The organism is Thermopolyspora sp. NPDC052614, assembly GCF_040678635.1.
In the GTDB taxonomy this organism is placed as follows: Bacteria; Actinomycetota; Actinomycetes; order Streptosporangiales; family Streptosporangiaceae; genus Thermopolyspora.
The window spans coordinates 437,087-451,923 of the sequence record NZ_JBFATZ010000003.1 but is presented as its reverse complement, the minus strand read 5'-3'; the positions used below and the strand labels follow the sequence as shown (position 1 = coordinate 451,923).

Below are 14,837 nucleotides of genomic sequence, written 5' to 3'. Positions count from 1 at the left end.
AACCCCTCATGACAAGCCTCCGCGTACCGTTCCGAACCGGCCCCTGAGCTGGGCGAGGGCGAGCAGCGTGATCACGTACGGCGCGGCGTCGGCCGCCTGCTGCGGCAGCCCCTCGCCCTGCAGCCGGAAGCCGAGCGCCTCGGCCACGCCGAACAGCAGGCACGCGGCCACGACGCCGAGGACCCGGCCGCCGCCCAGCATCACCGCGACCACGGCCACCCAGCCGCGCCCGGCGCTCATGCCCTCGCTGAACAGCGTCACGTTCCCCAGCGCGAGCTGCGCCCCCGCGAGCCCGCACAGCGCCCCCGCCGCCAGCACCACGCCGTGCCGGTACGTTCCCACCTTCAGCCCGAGGGACTCGGCGGCCTCGGCGTGCTCGCCGAGGCCGCGCAGCCGCAGCCCCGACCGCGTCCGGCGCAGCCACCACGCGCCCGCGCCCGCGAGCACGGCCGCGCCGATCACCAGCGGCGACTGCGGCCCCAGCACGCCCCCGACGACCGGCAGCCCGCCGAGCCCGAACTCCGCGAGCGTCGGCAGCCCCGCCAGATCGGGCGAGGAGTACGTCCCTCCGCTGCCGAGGATCGACCGCATCAGGAACGCGGTCAGCCCCAGGGCCAGCAGGTTCGTGCCCACCGCCACCACGATCGGGTCGGCGCGGAACGTCACCGCGGGCACCGACAGCAGCGCCGCGTACGCCGTCGTCGCCGCGACCGCGCCCGCCACGCCCCACCACGCGCCGCCGGTCAGGTGGCTGAACACCACGGCCGTGAACGCGCCCCACAGCAACTGGCCCTCAAGCGCGATGTTGAACACGCCCGCCGCCGAGCACAGCAGCCCGCCGAGCGCGGCGAGCACGACCGGCGCGGTCGCGGTGAGGACGGCGGCGGCGAAGGTCGCCTCGAAGACGTTCACGTGATCACCTCGGCGTCGGGGGAGCCGCGCCGCCGCCGCTCGCGCAGGCCGCGCACGGTCGCGAGCACGGCGACGAAGACGATCACGAGCCCCTGGATGACCTGCGTGAGCTGGCTCGGCACGCCCGCGTCGCGCTCCATGCCCTCGCTGCCCACCTGCAGCACGGTCAGCAGCGCCACCGTGACCGGCACCGCCGCGGGCCGGCCCGTCGCCTGCAGCACCGCCGCGATCGCCGTGAACGTGTAGCCGGGCGAGGTGAGCGCCCCGTCCACGAACCGGTACGGCGGGCTCAGCACGATGATCCCGCCGACCAGCCCGGCGAACGCCCCGCCGCCCGCGAGCGTGGCCACGGCCAGGCGGTCCACGGCGACGCCACCATACCGGGCGAACTCGCGGTTGGCGCCGGTCGCCCGCACCTCGTACCCGGTGACCGTGCGGGCGTCGGCGTACAGCCAGGCCGCCGTCAGCGCGAGCATCAGCGGCAGCGCGAGCGTGAGGTAGCCGCTGCCGCCGATCGCGGGCAGGTGCGCGGACTCGGGCAGGACGGGCGTCTGGGCGACGCCGGTTTCCGGCTCGGCGAGCGGGAACCGCACCAGGTAGGACGCGAGCGCCACCGCGGGCGTGCTCAGCAGCAGCGTGCTCACGATCGCCGGGATGCCGAGCCGCGTGCGTAGCGGCGCCGAGATCCCGGCCAGCAGCGCCCCCGCGAGCGCCGCCACGGCGAGCGGCACGACGACGCCCACTCCCGGGGGCATCGGCACCGCCAGGGCGAGCGCCGCCGCCGCGACCCCGCCGAGGGCCATCTGGCCGTCGCCGCCGAGGTTGAACTCGCCGGTGCGGAACGGGATCGCGAACGCCAGCGCCATGCCGAGCGTGGGCACCAGGGCGGCGATCGTGTACTCCAGGTTTCCGTCGCCGATCGCGCCCCGGATGAGGGCCGGGTACGCCCGCGCCGGAGAGACGCCCACGGCGAGCATGACCAGCGTGGTCAGCGCCAGCGTTCCGGCGACGGCGAGCACGGGCGCCGCACCGGCGACGGCACCGACGCCGCGCCACGCCCCGCGCGCCGCCCGTGCGCTCGCCTGTGCGGTCGGCCGTGCCGTCGGCTGGTCGCCGGGAACCGCGCTCACGGCCCGTCCTTGATCGTCGCCGCGCCGGTGCGGTGCCCGGTGTCGGTGGTCGTGCCGGTCATCGCCTCGCCGATCGCCGCCTCGGTGGCCTCGTCGCGGGTCAGCTCGGCCGTCACCCGCCCGGCGTACAAGACATGGACGCGGTCGGCGAGCGCTCGCAGTTCGGCGAGTTCGCTGGACACCAGCAGGATCGCCCTGCCCTCCTCGGCCGCCCGGGTGAGCAGGGCGTGGATCTGCTCCTGGGCCCCGACGTCGACGCCCTGCGTGGGCTCCTCGACCACGATCACCGGGGTGCCGCGGGACAGCTCCCGGGCGAGCACGGCCTTCTGCGCGTTCCCGCCCGACAGCGCAGAGACGGGCGCGTCCACCGACGGGGTCCGCACCGCGAAGCGCTCGACGAGCGACCGGGCGCGGGCGCGTACCTTCGCGGCCGAGAGGCCGAACCGCCCGCGCAGCCCGGGGGAGCGCTGGTCGCCCATGACGAGGTTCTCCGCGAGCGTCATCTCGGCGGCGACCGCGCGGCCGTGCCGGTCCTCGGGCACGTACGCGATGCCGGCCTCGCGGCGGCGCCGTACCGTGTCGGCGGCGGTCAGCTCCGCGCCGAGCAGCCGGACCACGCCCCGCTCCGGCAGCCCGCCGAGGCCGACGACCTGGTCGACCAGCTCGCGCTGCCCGCTCCCGGCGACGCCCGCCACGCCCACGATCTCGCCGGGCCGTACGCCCAGGGAGACGTCCGCCAGCCGGGTCACGCCGTCGGCGTCGCGTACGGTGAGGCCGCGGACCTCCAGCGCGTACGGCGCGGCGGCGTCGACGGCCGAGGCGCGTCCGGCGGGGGCGGCGACCGAGCGGCCGATCATGGCGCGGACCAGCTCGTCGGCGGTCGTCTCCGCCGTGGCGAAGCGGCCGGTCACCCGGCCCCGCCGCAGCACGGTGACCCGGTCGCTCGCGGCGAGGACCTCGCCCAGCCGGTGCGTGACGAGCACGACCGACGCGCCGGTGCCGGTCACCGTGCGCAGCACGGCGAACAGGCGCTCGGACTCGCCGGGCGTGAGCACGGCGGTCGGCTCGTCGAGGATGAGGATCCGGGCCTCGCGATGCAGCGCCTTGAGGATCTCCACCCGCTGCCGCACGCCCACGGGCAGGTCGCCGACGCGGGCGGCGGGGTCCACGCGCAGGCCGTACCGTTCGCCGAGGTCCGCCACGCGGCGGCGGGCGGCGGCCTGGTCGAGGGCGAGGCCGCGCCGTACCGGCTCGGCGCCGATCACCACGTTCTCCGCGACGGTGAGCCCGGGGAACAGCCGGAACCGCTGGTGGACCATGCCGAGGCCGTGCGCGATCGCGTCGGCGGGGGAGCGCAGCCGCGCCGGGACCCCGGCGATCAGGACGCGCCCGGCGTCGGGCCGGTGCAGGCCGAACAGGATCGACATCAGGGTGGACTTGCCCGCGCCGTTCTCGCCGACGACCGCGTGCACCTCGCCGGGCGCGATCGCCAGGTCCACGCCGTCGTTCGCCACGACGGGACCGAACCGTTTGGTGATGCCGACGAGCTCGGCGGCGTAGGGGGCCTGTGCGGCCACGGTCAGCCCGCCAGCGGGTCGGCGACCTTGACCTTGCCCGCGACGATGTCGTCCCTGGCCTGCTTGACCTTCGCCACCACCTCGGCGTTGGCCGCGACGGTGCACTGGGAGGAGGCGAGGTCGTCGTCGAGGGCGACGACGCCGACGCCGTTCTCGGCCAGGCCGTAGACCTTCACCCCGCCGGTACGGCCCGCCGCGATGTCCTTGATCGCCGCGGCCTCGGCGACGTCCACGCGCTTGAGCACGTTGTCGATGACGATGCCGGGGCTGCTCGGGCACTGGTTCACGTCCACGCCGAACGCCTTGGCCCCGCTCGCCGCCGCGGCCTCGAAGACGCCCTGGTTGCCGCCGGACGCCGCCGCGGAGATCACGTCCACGCCGCGCCCGATGAGCGTCTGCGCCTGCGACTTGGCGCGGGCCGGGTCGCTGAACGGGTTGTTGCCGCCGACGTACAGGGGGGTGCCGGTGACCTTGTCGTTCACGGACTTGGCCCCGGCGAAGAACGGGTCGATCCACCGGTGGATGAACGGGCTGTCGAGCGCCGCCACGACGCCGATCTTGCCGCTCTCGCTCAGCAGCCCGGCCTCGATACCGGCGAGGTAGGCCGCCTCGTGCTCCTTGAAGGACACGCAGGTGAGGTTGGCGGCCTGGTCCTTGGCGCAGGAGTCCACCTGGAGGAACTGCTGGTCGGGGTGCTGCTTGGGCACGGTGGCGAACACGTCGTCGAAGTTGAAGCCGATGCCCACGATCACCGTCGGCTTGGCGCGGACGGCCGCGTCCACGTTCTTGGCGATGCTCGTCGGGTCCTTGCTCTCGTACAGGGTGAACGTGGCGCCGATCTCCTTGGCGGCCGCCTCGCCGCCCTCGACGCCGAGCCGCAGGAAGCTGTTGGCGCCGACCGGGTTCGGCGTGATCAGGATGATCGACTTGCCGCCGGCCGCCGGTGCGGCGGAGTCCCCGCCCGCGGTGGAGGCGCCGCCGCCGCACGCGGCGAGCAGCAGGGACAGCAGTGCCCCGACCGCGGCCGACGCCGCGAGTCGAGAGGCGGCCCTGGGGAAGGCCGGAGGGGTGGTGCGCATGGTGCTTCCTTCGAGATGCCCGAATCCGACCGTGAGCATATCTACATATTCCCTGTCAGCAAAGTCGGGTTGACCCTCCGTGATCGCACCCCCGGGAGCGTTGACAGTTAAACATGCTTTTCCTACCTTTTGACTAGGTTATAGCCGCCGGAACGGAAGTGCTCCATGAAGTTTTTGCTGATCACGCTCATCGCGCACGGGCCGGACCCGGTGACCGGCGAGCTGAAGTCCACGACCGAGCGGTTCCGCGAGGTGGTCGACAACGCCGTGCTCGCCGAGGAACTCGGGTTCGACGGCTACGGCGTGGGGGAGCGGCACGAGCGCCCGTTCATCTCCTCGTCCCCGCCGGTGGTGCTCAGCCACATCGCCGCCCGCACCTCGACGATCCGCCTGTTCACCGCCGTCACCACGCTGAGCCTGCTCGACCCGGTGCGCGCCTACGAGGACTACGCCACCCTCGACCACCTGTCCGGCGGCCGGCTGGAGCTGATGATCGGCAAGGGGAACGGCGCGGCGCAGGCCAGGCTGCTCCACGTCACCGCCGAGGACCAGTGGGATCGCAACCGCGAGGGCTACGAGCTGTTCCGCCGCCTGTGGCGGGAGGACAAGGTGACCTGGAGCGGCCGGTTCCGCCCGTCGCTGGACGAGGCCGAGACCTGGCCCCGCCCGCTGCAGCGCCCGATCCGCGTCTGGCACGGCAGCGCCACCAGCAAGGAGTCGGTGGACCTCGCCGCCAAGTACGGCGACCCGCTGTTCTCGGCGAACGTCACCAACCCCATCGACCCGTACGCCGAGCTCATCGACTACTACCGCGAGCGCTGGGCGCACTACGGCCACGACCCGGCCGACGCGCTGGTCGGCGCCGGGAGCGCGGGCTACTACGCAGCCAAGAGGTCCCAGGACGCGGTGGAGACCTACCGGCCGATCTTCGACGCGCGGATTCGGCTGTTCCGCAGCGTGGGCGTGGAGCCGGTGTTCCCCACGCTGGAGGACGCGATCGAGCGCAGCTCGATCCTGGTCGGCAGCCCCCAGCAGATCATCGACAAGATCCACCGCTACCACGACCGTTTCGGCCACGAGGTCATGCACCTGCACGCCGACGGCGACGGCCTCACCCCGGCGCAGCACCGCGAGACGCTGGAGCTCTTCCAGAGCGACATCGCCCCCGTGCTGCGCAAGGAGATCCCGAGTCGCCCGTTCCCCGAGCCGGTCACGCAGGCCCCGCCGGAGCCGGTCGTGCCGCTCGCCGAGGCCGCGCGGCCCGGCACGGTGCGGCTGACCGAAGGGTGATTTACCGATTTTTCAGACTGAATTACTATGAAATACCTCGGGGGGATGGCAACCCACACCTGAGAGGTGGAAGATGAGCGATCTCGACGCGGTCCGCCGCGAGGAGCCATCCGTGTCGCCCGGCGGCGGAACCTGGATCAACGAGGACTGGGCGGCAACGATCCTCGGGCTCGTGCTGCTCCTGCTGGTGATCACGGGCGTGATCCCCGTCGGGCTGGTGCCGTGATGAGCGCCGGAGAAGCGGGAGTCCCCCCGCGGGCGACGCAGGCGGACGCGGCGCGCGGCACGGCCGCGTCCGGATCGGGCCTGCCCTGGGCGCTCGCCGGTCTTGTCGTGGTGCTCGCGCTCGCCGCGGTCACCCGCCTGCTCGACAAAAACGTGCCCGACCTGCTCGACGGCACCGCCCTCGGCGACATCGCCGCCGCGATCGAGTACCCGGTGTACGCGATCGTGCTCGGCCTGCTCGGCAACGCCGTGCTCACCGCGACCGGGTTGCGCGACCGCCTCGCCGGAGGGTTCCGCACCGAGTTCTTCATCAAGACCGGTTTGGTCCTGCTCGGCGCCTCGATCAACCTGAAGGTGATCGTGACCGCCGCCGGGCCGGCGATCATCCAGGCGATCGTGCTGATCAGCGCGGTGTTCCTGTTCACCTGGTGGATCGGCGGCAAATTCGGGCTCGACGACAGGCTGCGCGCGCTGCTGTCGGCGGCGGTGTCGATCTGCGGGGTGAGCGCGGCGATCGCCGCGGCGGGAGCCGTACAGGCCAGGCGTGAGCAGCTCACCTACAGCGCGAGCCTGGTGATCGCCTTCGCGCTGCCGTCGATCTTCATCCTGCCGTGGCTCGCCACCCTGTTCGGGCTCAGCCCGGAGGTGGCCGGCGCGTGGATCGGCGGCAACATCGACACGACCGCCGCCGTCACCGCCGCGGGCGCCATCGTCGGGGATGACGCGCTCGCGGTGGCGACCATCGTGAAGGTCACGCAGAACGCCCTGATGGGCGTGGTGGCCGTCGCGCTGACCGCGTACTTCGCCTTCCGGATCGAGCGGCGCGCGGACGCCCGACGTCCCGGGCTCGGCGACCTGTGGCGGCGCTTCCCGAAGTTCGTGCTCGGGTTCATCGCCGCGTCGGTGATCGCCACCTGGTGGCTGACGACGGTGAGCTCGGAGGTGGGCAAGGAGACCATCGGGGTCGCCAACGACCTGCGGACCTGGTTCCTGATCCTCGCCTTCGTCAGCATCGGGCTGGAGTTCCGGGTGGCCTCGCTGAAGGAGGCGGGCTGGCGTCCGATCGGCGTGTTCGGCATCGCGACGGTGGTCAACCTGGTGCTCGCGCTGATTCTCGCCGCCCTGCTGTTCAGCGGATTCTCGGTTTCGTAGCGGAAACGAGCGGATCCCCCCGGGATCCGTGATCTCGGTCGGTCCGTGAATACGCCAGAGGGCCGGTACGGTGGACGCGCTGCCGTACCGGCCCTCTTGTTCATGCCCGATTCGATGATACCTTAAAAACCTACCTGATGTGTGGGATAATGAACCATGAGCCTCGATCGGATCCGCCCGTCGCGCTCCCACGCCGACTCCCCGCTGGCCGCCGCCATCCTGGCCGGACGATGGATCCGGGCGGCCGCCGTCGACGACGAGCACGGCCGCTTCTGGCGGCCGAACCCCGATCCGCGCGGCAGGTCGGCGGTCACCCCCGAGCCCGCGTCGCTGTACTCCGGCGCGGCCGGCATCGTGCTGTTCTTCCTGGAACTGGCCGCCGCGACCGGCCATGAGGCCTACCTGGAGGACGCCAGGAAGGGCGCGGACCGCCTCGCCGCCACCTGGCGCGAGCAGAAGGACCTGTCCCTCTACCACGGCCTGACCGGCACGATGATCGCCCTGATCGAGGCCGGGTGGGTGCTGGGCGAGAGCCGCTTCGACGCCGAGGCCGCCGCGATCGCCGACGAGATCGTCCGCAGGGCCCGCCCGTTCGACGACGGCGTCGGCTGGACCGCCGAGACGGCCCAGCGCGGCGACGGCGGCATCGTCCTCGGCCTGCTGCGCGCCGCCGCCCATCTCGGCGTGTCGGCGTACCGGAACCTCGCCGCCGAGGCGGGCCTGCGCATCGCCCGGCTGCCCGTGCCGGGGCACCGGTTCGGCAACTGCTCCGAGGGCCCCGCCGACCTGCCCCCCGACGCCGTCACGCCCGGCTTCCTGTCCGGTACGGCGGGCACGGCGTACCTGCTGGCCCGCCTATACGGCGAGACGGGCGACCGGGCCTTCCTTGAAGGCGCCCGCCGAGGGGCCGACTTCGTGCGCGCGGTCAGCGCGGTGAGCGAGCGGTGCGCGATGGTCCCCCACCACCTGCCGCAGGGCCGCTCCCTGCACTATCTGGGCTTCTGCTCCGGATCCGCCGGAGTGGCCCGGATGTTCTACGAGCTGTACCGGGTGGCCGCCGACCCCGCCGACCTGGAGTGGGTCAATCGGCTCGCCGAGGGCATCGTGCGCAGCGGCGTCCCACACCGCCAGACCGAGGGCTACTGGAACGTGGCCTGCCAGTGCTGCGGCACGGCCGGCCTGATGGAACTGTTCGTCGGGCTGTGGGCGACCACCGGGGACGCCGCCCGGCTGGAGTTCGCCCGCACGCTCGCCGCGAACCTCGTCGGCCGCGCGACCGCGCACGACGGCGCGGGGTACCGCTGGTACCAGGCGTACCGGCGGCTGCGGCCCGGCGAGGTGTCCGCGGACACCGGCTACATGGTGGGCGCGGCCGGAATCGGCGCCGCGCTGCTCCACCTCGACGCGGCGGGCCAGCCGGACCAGGCCCGCCGGGTGATCCTCCTGCCGGACAACCCCTTCCCCTCGATCCCCGTGCCCGCAGGCGCGGTGCGGGGGATCGGCGGGGATCGGTAGCACGGACCAGGCCGACGCGCCGACCCCGCTCTGGCCTCGCCCGTACGTCTGCCGGATGCCGGGAGGATGCCGCGCATCGGGGCCGGCCGATGTCCTGACCCCGCCCTGACCTCGCCCGTACGTCTGCCGGATGCCGCGCATCGGCGCGGGCCGATGCCCTGGCCTCACTCTGGCCCCGCCCGTACGTTTCCCGGATGCCAGGGGGATGCCGCGTATCGGGGGCGGGCCGATGCCCTGGCCCCGCTCTGGCCCCGCCCTAACGCTGTCCGGTTTGGCCGGAAAGTTGCGGATGGATCGTTGACAGGGTTTCCGATTTTTCCTACTCTTCAGGTAGGTATTATCCGGAAGGATAGTCATTGATGTCCGCTTCCACCGGCAGGCAGATCCATCTCGCCGCCCATTTCCCCGGCGTCAACAACACCACCGTGTGGGCCGACCCCCGCTCAGGCAGTCAGATCGACTTCGCCTCCTTCGAACATCTCGCCCGCACCGCCGAGCGCGGCAGGTTCGACTTCTTCTTCCTCGCGGAGGGGCTGCGGCTGCGCGAGTTGAAGGGCCGCATCCACGACCTGGACGTGGTCGGCCGCCCGGAGTCCCTCACCGTGCTCGCCGCGCTGTCGGCGGTCACCGAGCGGCTGGGCCTCGCCGCCACCGTCAACGCCACCTACAACGAGCCCTACGAGCTGGCCAGGCGGCTCGCCACCCTCGATCACCTGTCCGGTGGCCGCGCCGCGTGGAACGTGGTGACCACCTTCGACGCGTTCACCGGGGAGAACTTCCGCCGCGGCGGGTTCCTCGACCGCGCCGACCGCTACCGGCGCGCCGAGGAGTTCGTACGGCTGTCGCGCACCCTCTGGGACTCCTGGCCGTCCGACGCGATCGCGGCCGACCAGGAGCGGGGCGCGTTCCTGCGCGACCCCGGCGTCGGAGCCTTCCGGCACCACGGCGTCCAGTTCACCGTCGAGGGCCGCTTCAACGTGCCCCGAAGCCCGCAGGGCCACCCGGTGATCATCCAGGCGGGCGACTCGCCGGACGGCCGCGAGTTCGCCGCCGCCAACGCCGACGTGATCTTCACCCGGCACGGCACCCTGGAGGCGGGCCGGGCGTTCTACGCCGACGTCAAGGGCCGCCTGGTCAAGTACGGGCGGGAACCCCACCAGCTCAAGATCATGCCGGGGGCGACGGTCGCGCTCGGCGACACCGACGCCGAGGCGGCGGAGATCGCCGCCGAGGTACGCAGGCAGCAAGTGAGCCCGCAGACCGCGATCGCCTTCCTGGAGCAGATCTGGGGCCGGGACATGTCCGCCTACGACCCCGAGGGCCCGCTGCCGGACGTCGAGCCGGAACGGGACCAGGAGGTCGCCGAGGGCCGGGTCAGGCTCGCCGACCGGCTGGAGATCGCCGAACGCTGGCGGACCGTGGCCCGGGAGAAGGACCTCACCATCCGCGAGCTGGTGATCGAGATGACCGGCCGCCAGTCGTTCATCGGCTCGCCGGAGACGGTCGCCCGCTCCATGCAGGAGTTCGTCGAGCAGGAGGCCGCGGACGGCTTCATCCTCGTGCCGCACCTCACCCCCGGCGGGCTCGACGACTTCGTGGACCGGGTCGTGCCGCTGCTGCAGGAACGCGGCGTCTTCCGCGCCGAGTACACGGGACCGACGCTGCGCGACCATCTCGGCCTCGCCGTACCCGAACCCGCCCGGCAGCCCGCCCGACAACCCGCACAGCAGCCCGCCCGACACCCCGGACGGCAGCCCGCAGGACAGGGGGACGCATGAGCACCGCACCGCCCCACTTGGTCCACCTGGCTGTAGCCCTCGACGGCGCCGGCTGGCACCCTGCGGCCTGGCGCGACCCGGCGTTCAACGCGCGGGAGCTGTTCACCGCCCGGCACTGGGCCAAGATCGTGTCCGAGGCCGAGCGCGGCCTGCTCGACTTCGTCACCATCGAGGACGCCTTCGGGCTGCAGTCCACCCTGCTCGACGGGCCGGACGACCGCGTCGATCAGGTGCGCGGCCGGTTCGACGCCGTGCTGCTCGCCGCCGCGCTCGCGCCCCTCACCTCCCGGATCGGCCTGATCCCGACGGCCACGACGACGCACACCGAGCCGTTCCACGTGGCGATGGGCATCGCCACCCTCGACCACGTCAGCCGTGGCCGGGCCGGCTGGCGCGTCCAGATCTCCGGGCGCAGGTCCGAGGCGGCGCATTTCGGCCGCCGGGAGCTGCCCGTGCTCGATTTCGCCGATCGAGGCCACGTCCAGGAGCTGTTCGACGAGGCCGCGGACGCGGTCGAGGTCGCCCGGCGGCTCTGGGACAGCTGGGAGGACGACGCCGAGATCCGCGACGTGGCGACCGGCCGGTTCATCGACCGGGACAAGCTCCACTACATCGACTTCACCGGCCCGTGGTTCTCCGTCAAGGGCCCGGCGATCACGCCCCGGCCGCCGCAGGGGCAGCCGATCGTCGCCGTCCTCGACCACGGCGGGGTCGGCGTCCCCTACCGGCTTCCGGCCCGCGCCGCCGACGTCGTCTTCGTCACCCCGCACGACCGCGACCAGGCCGCGGCGATCGCCGCGCAGGTGCGCGCACTTCCCCGGCAGGGGGCGCCCCTCAAGATCTTCGCCGACCTGCTCGTCTTCGTCGGCGCCGACGCCGCCGTACGCAAGGCGCGGCTCGACGAGCTGGCAGGGGCCGAGCTGAGCTCCGACGCGAAGATCTTCACCGGCACCGCCGACGAGCTCGCCGACCTGCTGCTGGACTGGCGGGAGGCCGGCATCGAGGGCTTCCGGCTGCGCCCCGGCGCGGTGCCCGCCGACGTCAAGGGCATCACCCGCGGGCTCACCGCCGCGCTGCGCAGGCGGGGGGCGTTCCGCAACGAGTACGAGGCGGACACGCTGCGCGGGCTGCTCGGCCTGCCCCGCCCCCTGAACCGCTACGCAAGCCCGGTGCCACCGCAGGCCCTACCAGGAAGGCTGTCATGACCGTTCCCCTCTCCATCCTCGACCTGGCGCCGATCTCCTCCGGCGGCACCGCGGCCGACGCGCTGCGCAACACGCTCGACCTGGCGCGGCGGGCGGAGGAGTTCGGCTACCGCCGCTACTGGGTCGCCGAGCACCACTTCGCCCCCGGTGTGGCGAGCTCGGCCCCGGCCGTCCTCATCGCCCTGCTCGCGGCGGCGACCAGCCGGATCCGGGTCGGCTCCGGGGCGGTGCAGATCGGGCAGCAGACGACGACGGCCGTGGTCGAGCAGTTCGGGCTCATCGACGCGCTGCACCCCGGCCGCATCGACCTCGGGCTCGGCCGCTCCGGGCAGCGCCGCTCCGAGCTGCTGTCCGGCAGGCCCGGCGGCCAGCCGGACGGGCACGGCTCGCCGGCGGGCGGAGGCGGGGCGTCGCACACGGCCACGCGGGAGGCCAAAGTCGTGGACGGCCTGCTCATTCCGCCGCCGTTCGACTACTCCACGCTCGGCAAGCATCCGCGGCTCATCCGGCTCGCCGAGCTGCTGCAGCAGCCGGGGGCGCAGGCGCCGGACTTCGCCGTCCAGGTGGACGAGATCATCGCCTTCCTGCGCGGGACCTACACCCTGCCCGACGGGTCGCCCGTGCAGGTCGTGCCGGGCGAGGGCGCGAACGTCGAGCTGTGGATCCTCGGCAGCAGCGGCGGGCAGAGCGCCCGGGTCGCGGGGGAGCGCGGCCTGCCGTTCGCGGCGAACTACCACGTCAGCCCGTCGCACGTGCTGGAGGCGGTGACGGCCTACCGCGAGGCGTTCCGGCCATCCGACGTGCTCGCGGAGCCGTACGTGAGCGTCTCGGCCGACGTGCTCGTCGCCGAGGACGAGGCCACGGCCGCCGAGCTGGCCAAGCCGTACGGGCCGTGGGTGCGCGACATCCGCACCGGGCGCAACGCCCAGCCCTACCTCAGCCCGGCGGAGGCCGACGCGGAGCCGTGGACCGACGAGGACGCCAGGCTCGTCGCCGACCGCGTCGACACCCGGTTCGTCGGCGCGCCCGACGCCGTCGTGGAGAGGCTGGAGGTGCTCCGGCGCGTCACCGGGGCCGACGAGCTGGTCATCACCACCATCACGCACGAGCACGCCGACCGCGTGCGCTCCTACGAACTGCTCGCCAAGGCCTGGTCGTCCCGGTGAACCGGTGGACCCCCGATGGACCCGATGGACCCGATGGGCACGGTGACCCCCACAGAAAGATGAGAACGTCAGTGAAAGCGACCAGAGCCGTCCTGCCCTGGCTGATCGCCCTGGCCCTCGCCGTAGCGGCCTGCGGATCCCCGAGCGGGGGCCCCGCCGCGACCTCCCCCGCGGGAGGCGAGAAGATCACCTGGGCGGTCGAGACCGAGCCGATCACCTTCAACCCCCACCTGTGGGCCCAGAACAAGGCCAGGCTGCTGGTCTTCAACCAGTTCGACGCGCTCGTGGCGCGGGGGAGGAACGGCGAGTTCGTCCCCTGGCTCGCCAAATCGTGGGAGGTGTCCAAGGACGGGCGCGTCTACACCTTCGAACTGCGCGACGACGTCACCTTCCACGACGGGGAGAAGTTCGACGCCGCGGCCGTGAAGGCGAACCTCGACCAGCTCGTCAGCCCCGGCTACAACCCCGCGGTGGCCGCGATCCAGTTGCGCACGTTCGACCACGCGGAGGTCGTCGGCCCCACCACGCTCAAGATCACGCTCAAGGAGCCGGACGGGCTGTTCCTCGACTTCCTCGCCTCGCCGTACGGCGGCCAGGTCTCGCCGAAGTCGCTGAAGTCGGCCAAGGACCTCAAGGCCGGCGGCCCCGACGTGGTCGGCACCGGCCCGTTCATCCTCGACCGGTACGTCCGGGGCCAGGAGGCGCACTACGTCCGCAACCCCAAGTACAACTGGGCCCCCGAGGGCGCCGAGCACCAGGGCCCGGCGTACCTGTCGGAGATCACCTACCGGTTCCTGCCCGAGGCCGCCGTCCGCGTCGGCGCCCTCACCTCCGGCCAGGTGCAGGTCATCGAGGGCGTCCCGGCGACCGAGGTCAAGCTCATCAAGGGCGACCCGAACCTCACCCTGCAGACGGCGCTCAACTCCGGCACCTCCTTCTCCTACTACTTCAACGTCTCCCGCCCGCCGTTCGACGACAAGCGGGTACGGCAGGCGTTCCGCGAGGCCGTGGACCTCGACGCCGTGCTGACCTCGGTCTACCAGGGCACGGCGACCCGGGCGTGGAGCATCGTCGCCGCGAGCAGCCCGTTCTACGACCCCTCGCTGGAGAAGACCTACGGCGGCGACGCCGCCAAGGCCAACGCCCTGCTCGACCAGGCCGGCTGGACCGGCAGGGACGCCGAGGGCTACCGCACCAAGGACGGCAAACGGCTCACCGTGCGCAGCGTCGACGCCGCGCCGTTCGTCCGGGACCGCCGCGACATCCTCGCCCAGGCGATCCAGGCCCAGGTGAAGCAGAGCGCGGGCATCGACTTCCAAGTCAAGATCGTCGACCAGGGCACGGCGCAGAAGGCGGCCGACGACAACGAGTACGAGATCTTCGAGAACTCGCGCGGCGACACCGACGCGGGCGCGGCGCTCAACCTCATCCTGCCGAGGAAGGGCGCGATCAACCGCACCCGCTTCACCGACCCCGACCTCGACAAGTGGCTCGCCGAGGCCTCGGCCAGCTCCGACGCCGCCAAGCGCAAGGAGCTGTACGCCAAGGTCCAGCAGGCGGTGGTGGCCGAGCACGCGATCGTCTTCCCGATCTACGTCCCGGCCGACCAGATCGCCGCGCACTCCAGCGTGCGGGGGCTCGGCTTCGACCCCGGCTCCGGCACGCCGAGGAGCGCCTACGACGTGCGGATCGGCACATGAGCGGCCGCGCCGTACCGGCCGGTCGGATCGCCGCGCAGCGTGCGGGGGCTCGGTTCCGACTTCGGCTCAGGCGTGCCGAGGAGCGCCTACGACGTGCGGATCGGCACA

At 72.9% G+C, this 14,837-nt stretch carries 12 protein-coding genes; 8 read left to right on the top strand and 4 right to left on the bottom strand.

Features of this window, described 5'->3' with window-relative positions; translation table 11 throughout:
- Nucleotides 1-6: 6 nt before the first annotated feature.
- The 4 genes from AB0K60_RS08645 to AB0K60_RS08630 are packed head-to-tail and all read right to left on the bottom strand — an operon-like array spanning nt 7 to nt 4,698.
- Nucleotides 7-912: an ABC transporter permease gene (locus tag AB0K60_RS08645; RefSeq protein WP_364050109.1), complete on the bottom strand. Its 906-nt coding sequence runs from the start codon at nt 910-912 to the stop codon at nt 7-9.
- Nucleotides 909-2,042 (bottom strand): hypothetical protein, encoded by a 1,134-nt coding sequence (locus AB0K60_RS08640; RefSeq protein WP_364050107.1) that lies wholly within the window; start codon nt 2,040-2,042, stop codon nt 909-911. The genes AB0K60_RS08645 and AB0K60_RS08640 overlap by 4 nt, the downstream gene beginning before the upstream one ends.
- Nucleotides 2,039-3,619, bottom strand: a complete 1,581-nt coding sequence (locus tag AB0K60_RS08635) for an ABC transporter ATP-binding protein (RefSeq protein ID WP_364050105.1) — start codon at nt 3,617-3,619, stop codon at nt 2,039-2,041. The genes AB0K60_RS08640 and AB0K60_RS08635 overlap by 4 nt, the downstream gene beginning before the upstream one ends.
- Before the next feature lie 2 nt (nt 3,620-3,621).
- Nucleotides 3,622-4,698: a BMP family ABC transporter substrate-binding protein gene (locus AB0K60_RS08630; RefSeq protein WP_364050103.1), complete on the bottom strand. Its 1,077-nt coding sequence runs from the start codon at nt 4,696-4,698 to the stop codon at nt 3,622-3,624.
- Nucleotides 4,699-4,863: 165 nt separating this feature from the next.
- Between AB0K60_RS08630 and AB0K60_RS08625 the strand changes: the two genes are divergently transcribed.
- The 8 genes from AB0K60_RS08625 to AB0K60_RS08590 all read left to right on the top strand — a co-directional run bounded on the left by AB0K60_RS08625 (nt 4,864) and on the right by AB0K60_RS08590 (nt 14,729).
- Nucleotides 4,864-5,988, top strand: a complete 1,125-nt coding sequence (locus AB0K60_RS08625; protein ID WP_364050101.1) for an LLM class flavin-dependent oxidoreductase — start codon at nt 4,864-4,866, stop codon at nt 5,986-5,988.
- A 73-nt stretch (nt 5,989-6,061) separates the two neighbouring features.
- On the top strand, nt 6,062-6,214 hold the full coding sequence (locus AB0K60_RS08620) for a hypothetical protein (RefSeq protein WP_364050099.1): 153 nt from the start codon (nt 6,062-6,064) through the stop codon (nt 6,212-6,214).
- Nucleotides 6,214-7,365, top strand: a complete 1,152-nt coding sequence (locus tag AB0K60_RS08615; RefSeq protein WP_364050097.1) for a putative sulfate exporter family transporter — start codon at nt 6,214-6,216, stop codon at nt 7,363-7,365. Before AB0K60_RS08620 ends, AB0K60_RS08615 begins: the two co-directional genes overlap by 1 nt.
- A 156-nt stretch (nt 7,366-7,521) precedes the next feature.
- Entirely contained in the window at nt 7,522-8,880 is a 1,359-nt protein-coding gene (locus AB0K60_RS08610; RefSeq protein WP_364050095.1) for a lanthionine synthetase LanC family protein, read from the top strand.
- Between the two features lie 359 nt (nt 8,881-9,239).
- Nucleotides 9,240-10,658, top strand: coding sequence for an NtaA/DmoA family FMN-dependent monooxygenase (locus AB0K60_RS08605; RefSeq protein WP_364050093.1), 1,419 nt, complete (start codon nt 9,240-9,242; stop codon nt 10,656-10,658).
- Nucleotides 10,655-11,863, top strand: coding sequence for an LLM class flavin-dependent oxidoreductase (locus AB0K60_RS08600; protein WP_364050091.1), 1,209 nt, complete (start codon nt 10,655-10,657; stop codon nt 11,861-11,863). Before AB0K60_RS08605 ends, AB0K60_RS08600 begins: the two co-directional genes overlap by 4 nt.
- Nucleotides 11,860-13,029 (top strand): LLM class flavin-dependent oxidoreductase, encoded by a 1,170-nt coding sequence (locus tag AB0K60_RS08595; RefSeq protein ID WP_364050089.1) that lies wholly within the window; start codon nt 11,860-11,862, stop codon nt 13,027-13,029. The genes AB0K60_RS08600 and AB0K60_RS08595 overlap by 4 nt, the downstream gene beginning before the upstream one ends.
- 71 nt (nt 13,030-13,100) lie before the next feature.
- Complete coding sequence (locus AB0K60_RS08590; RefSeq protein ID WP_364050087.1) at nt 13,101-14,729, top strand: ABC transporter substrate-binding protein; 1,629 nt, start codon at nt 13,101-13,103, stop codon at nt 14,727-14,729.
- Nucleotides 14,730-14,837: the final 108 nt, after the last annotated feature.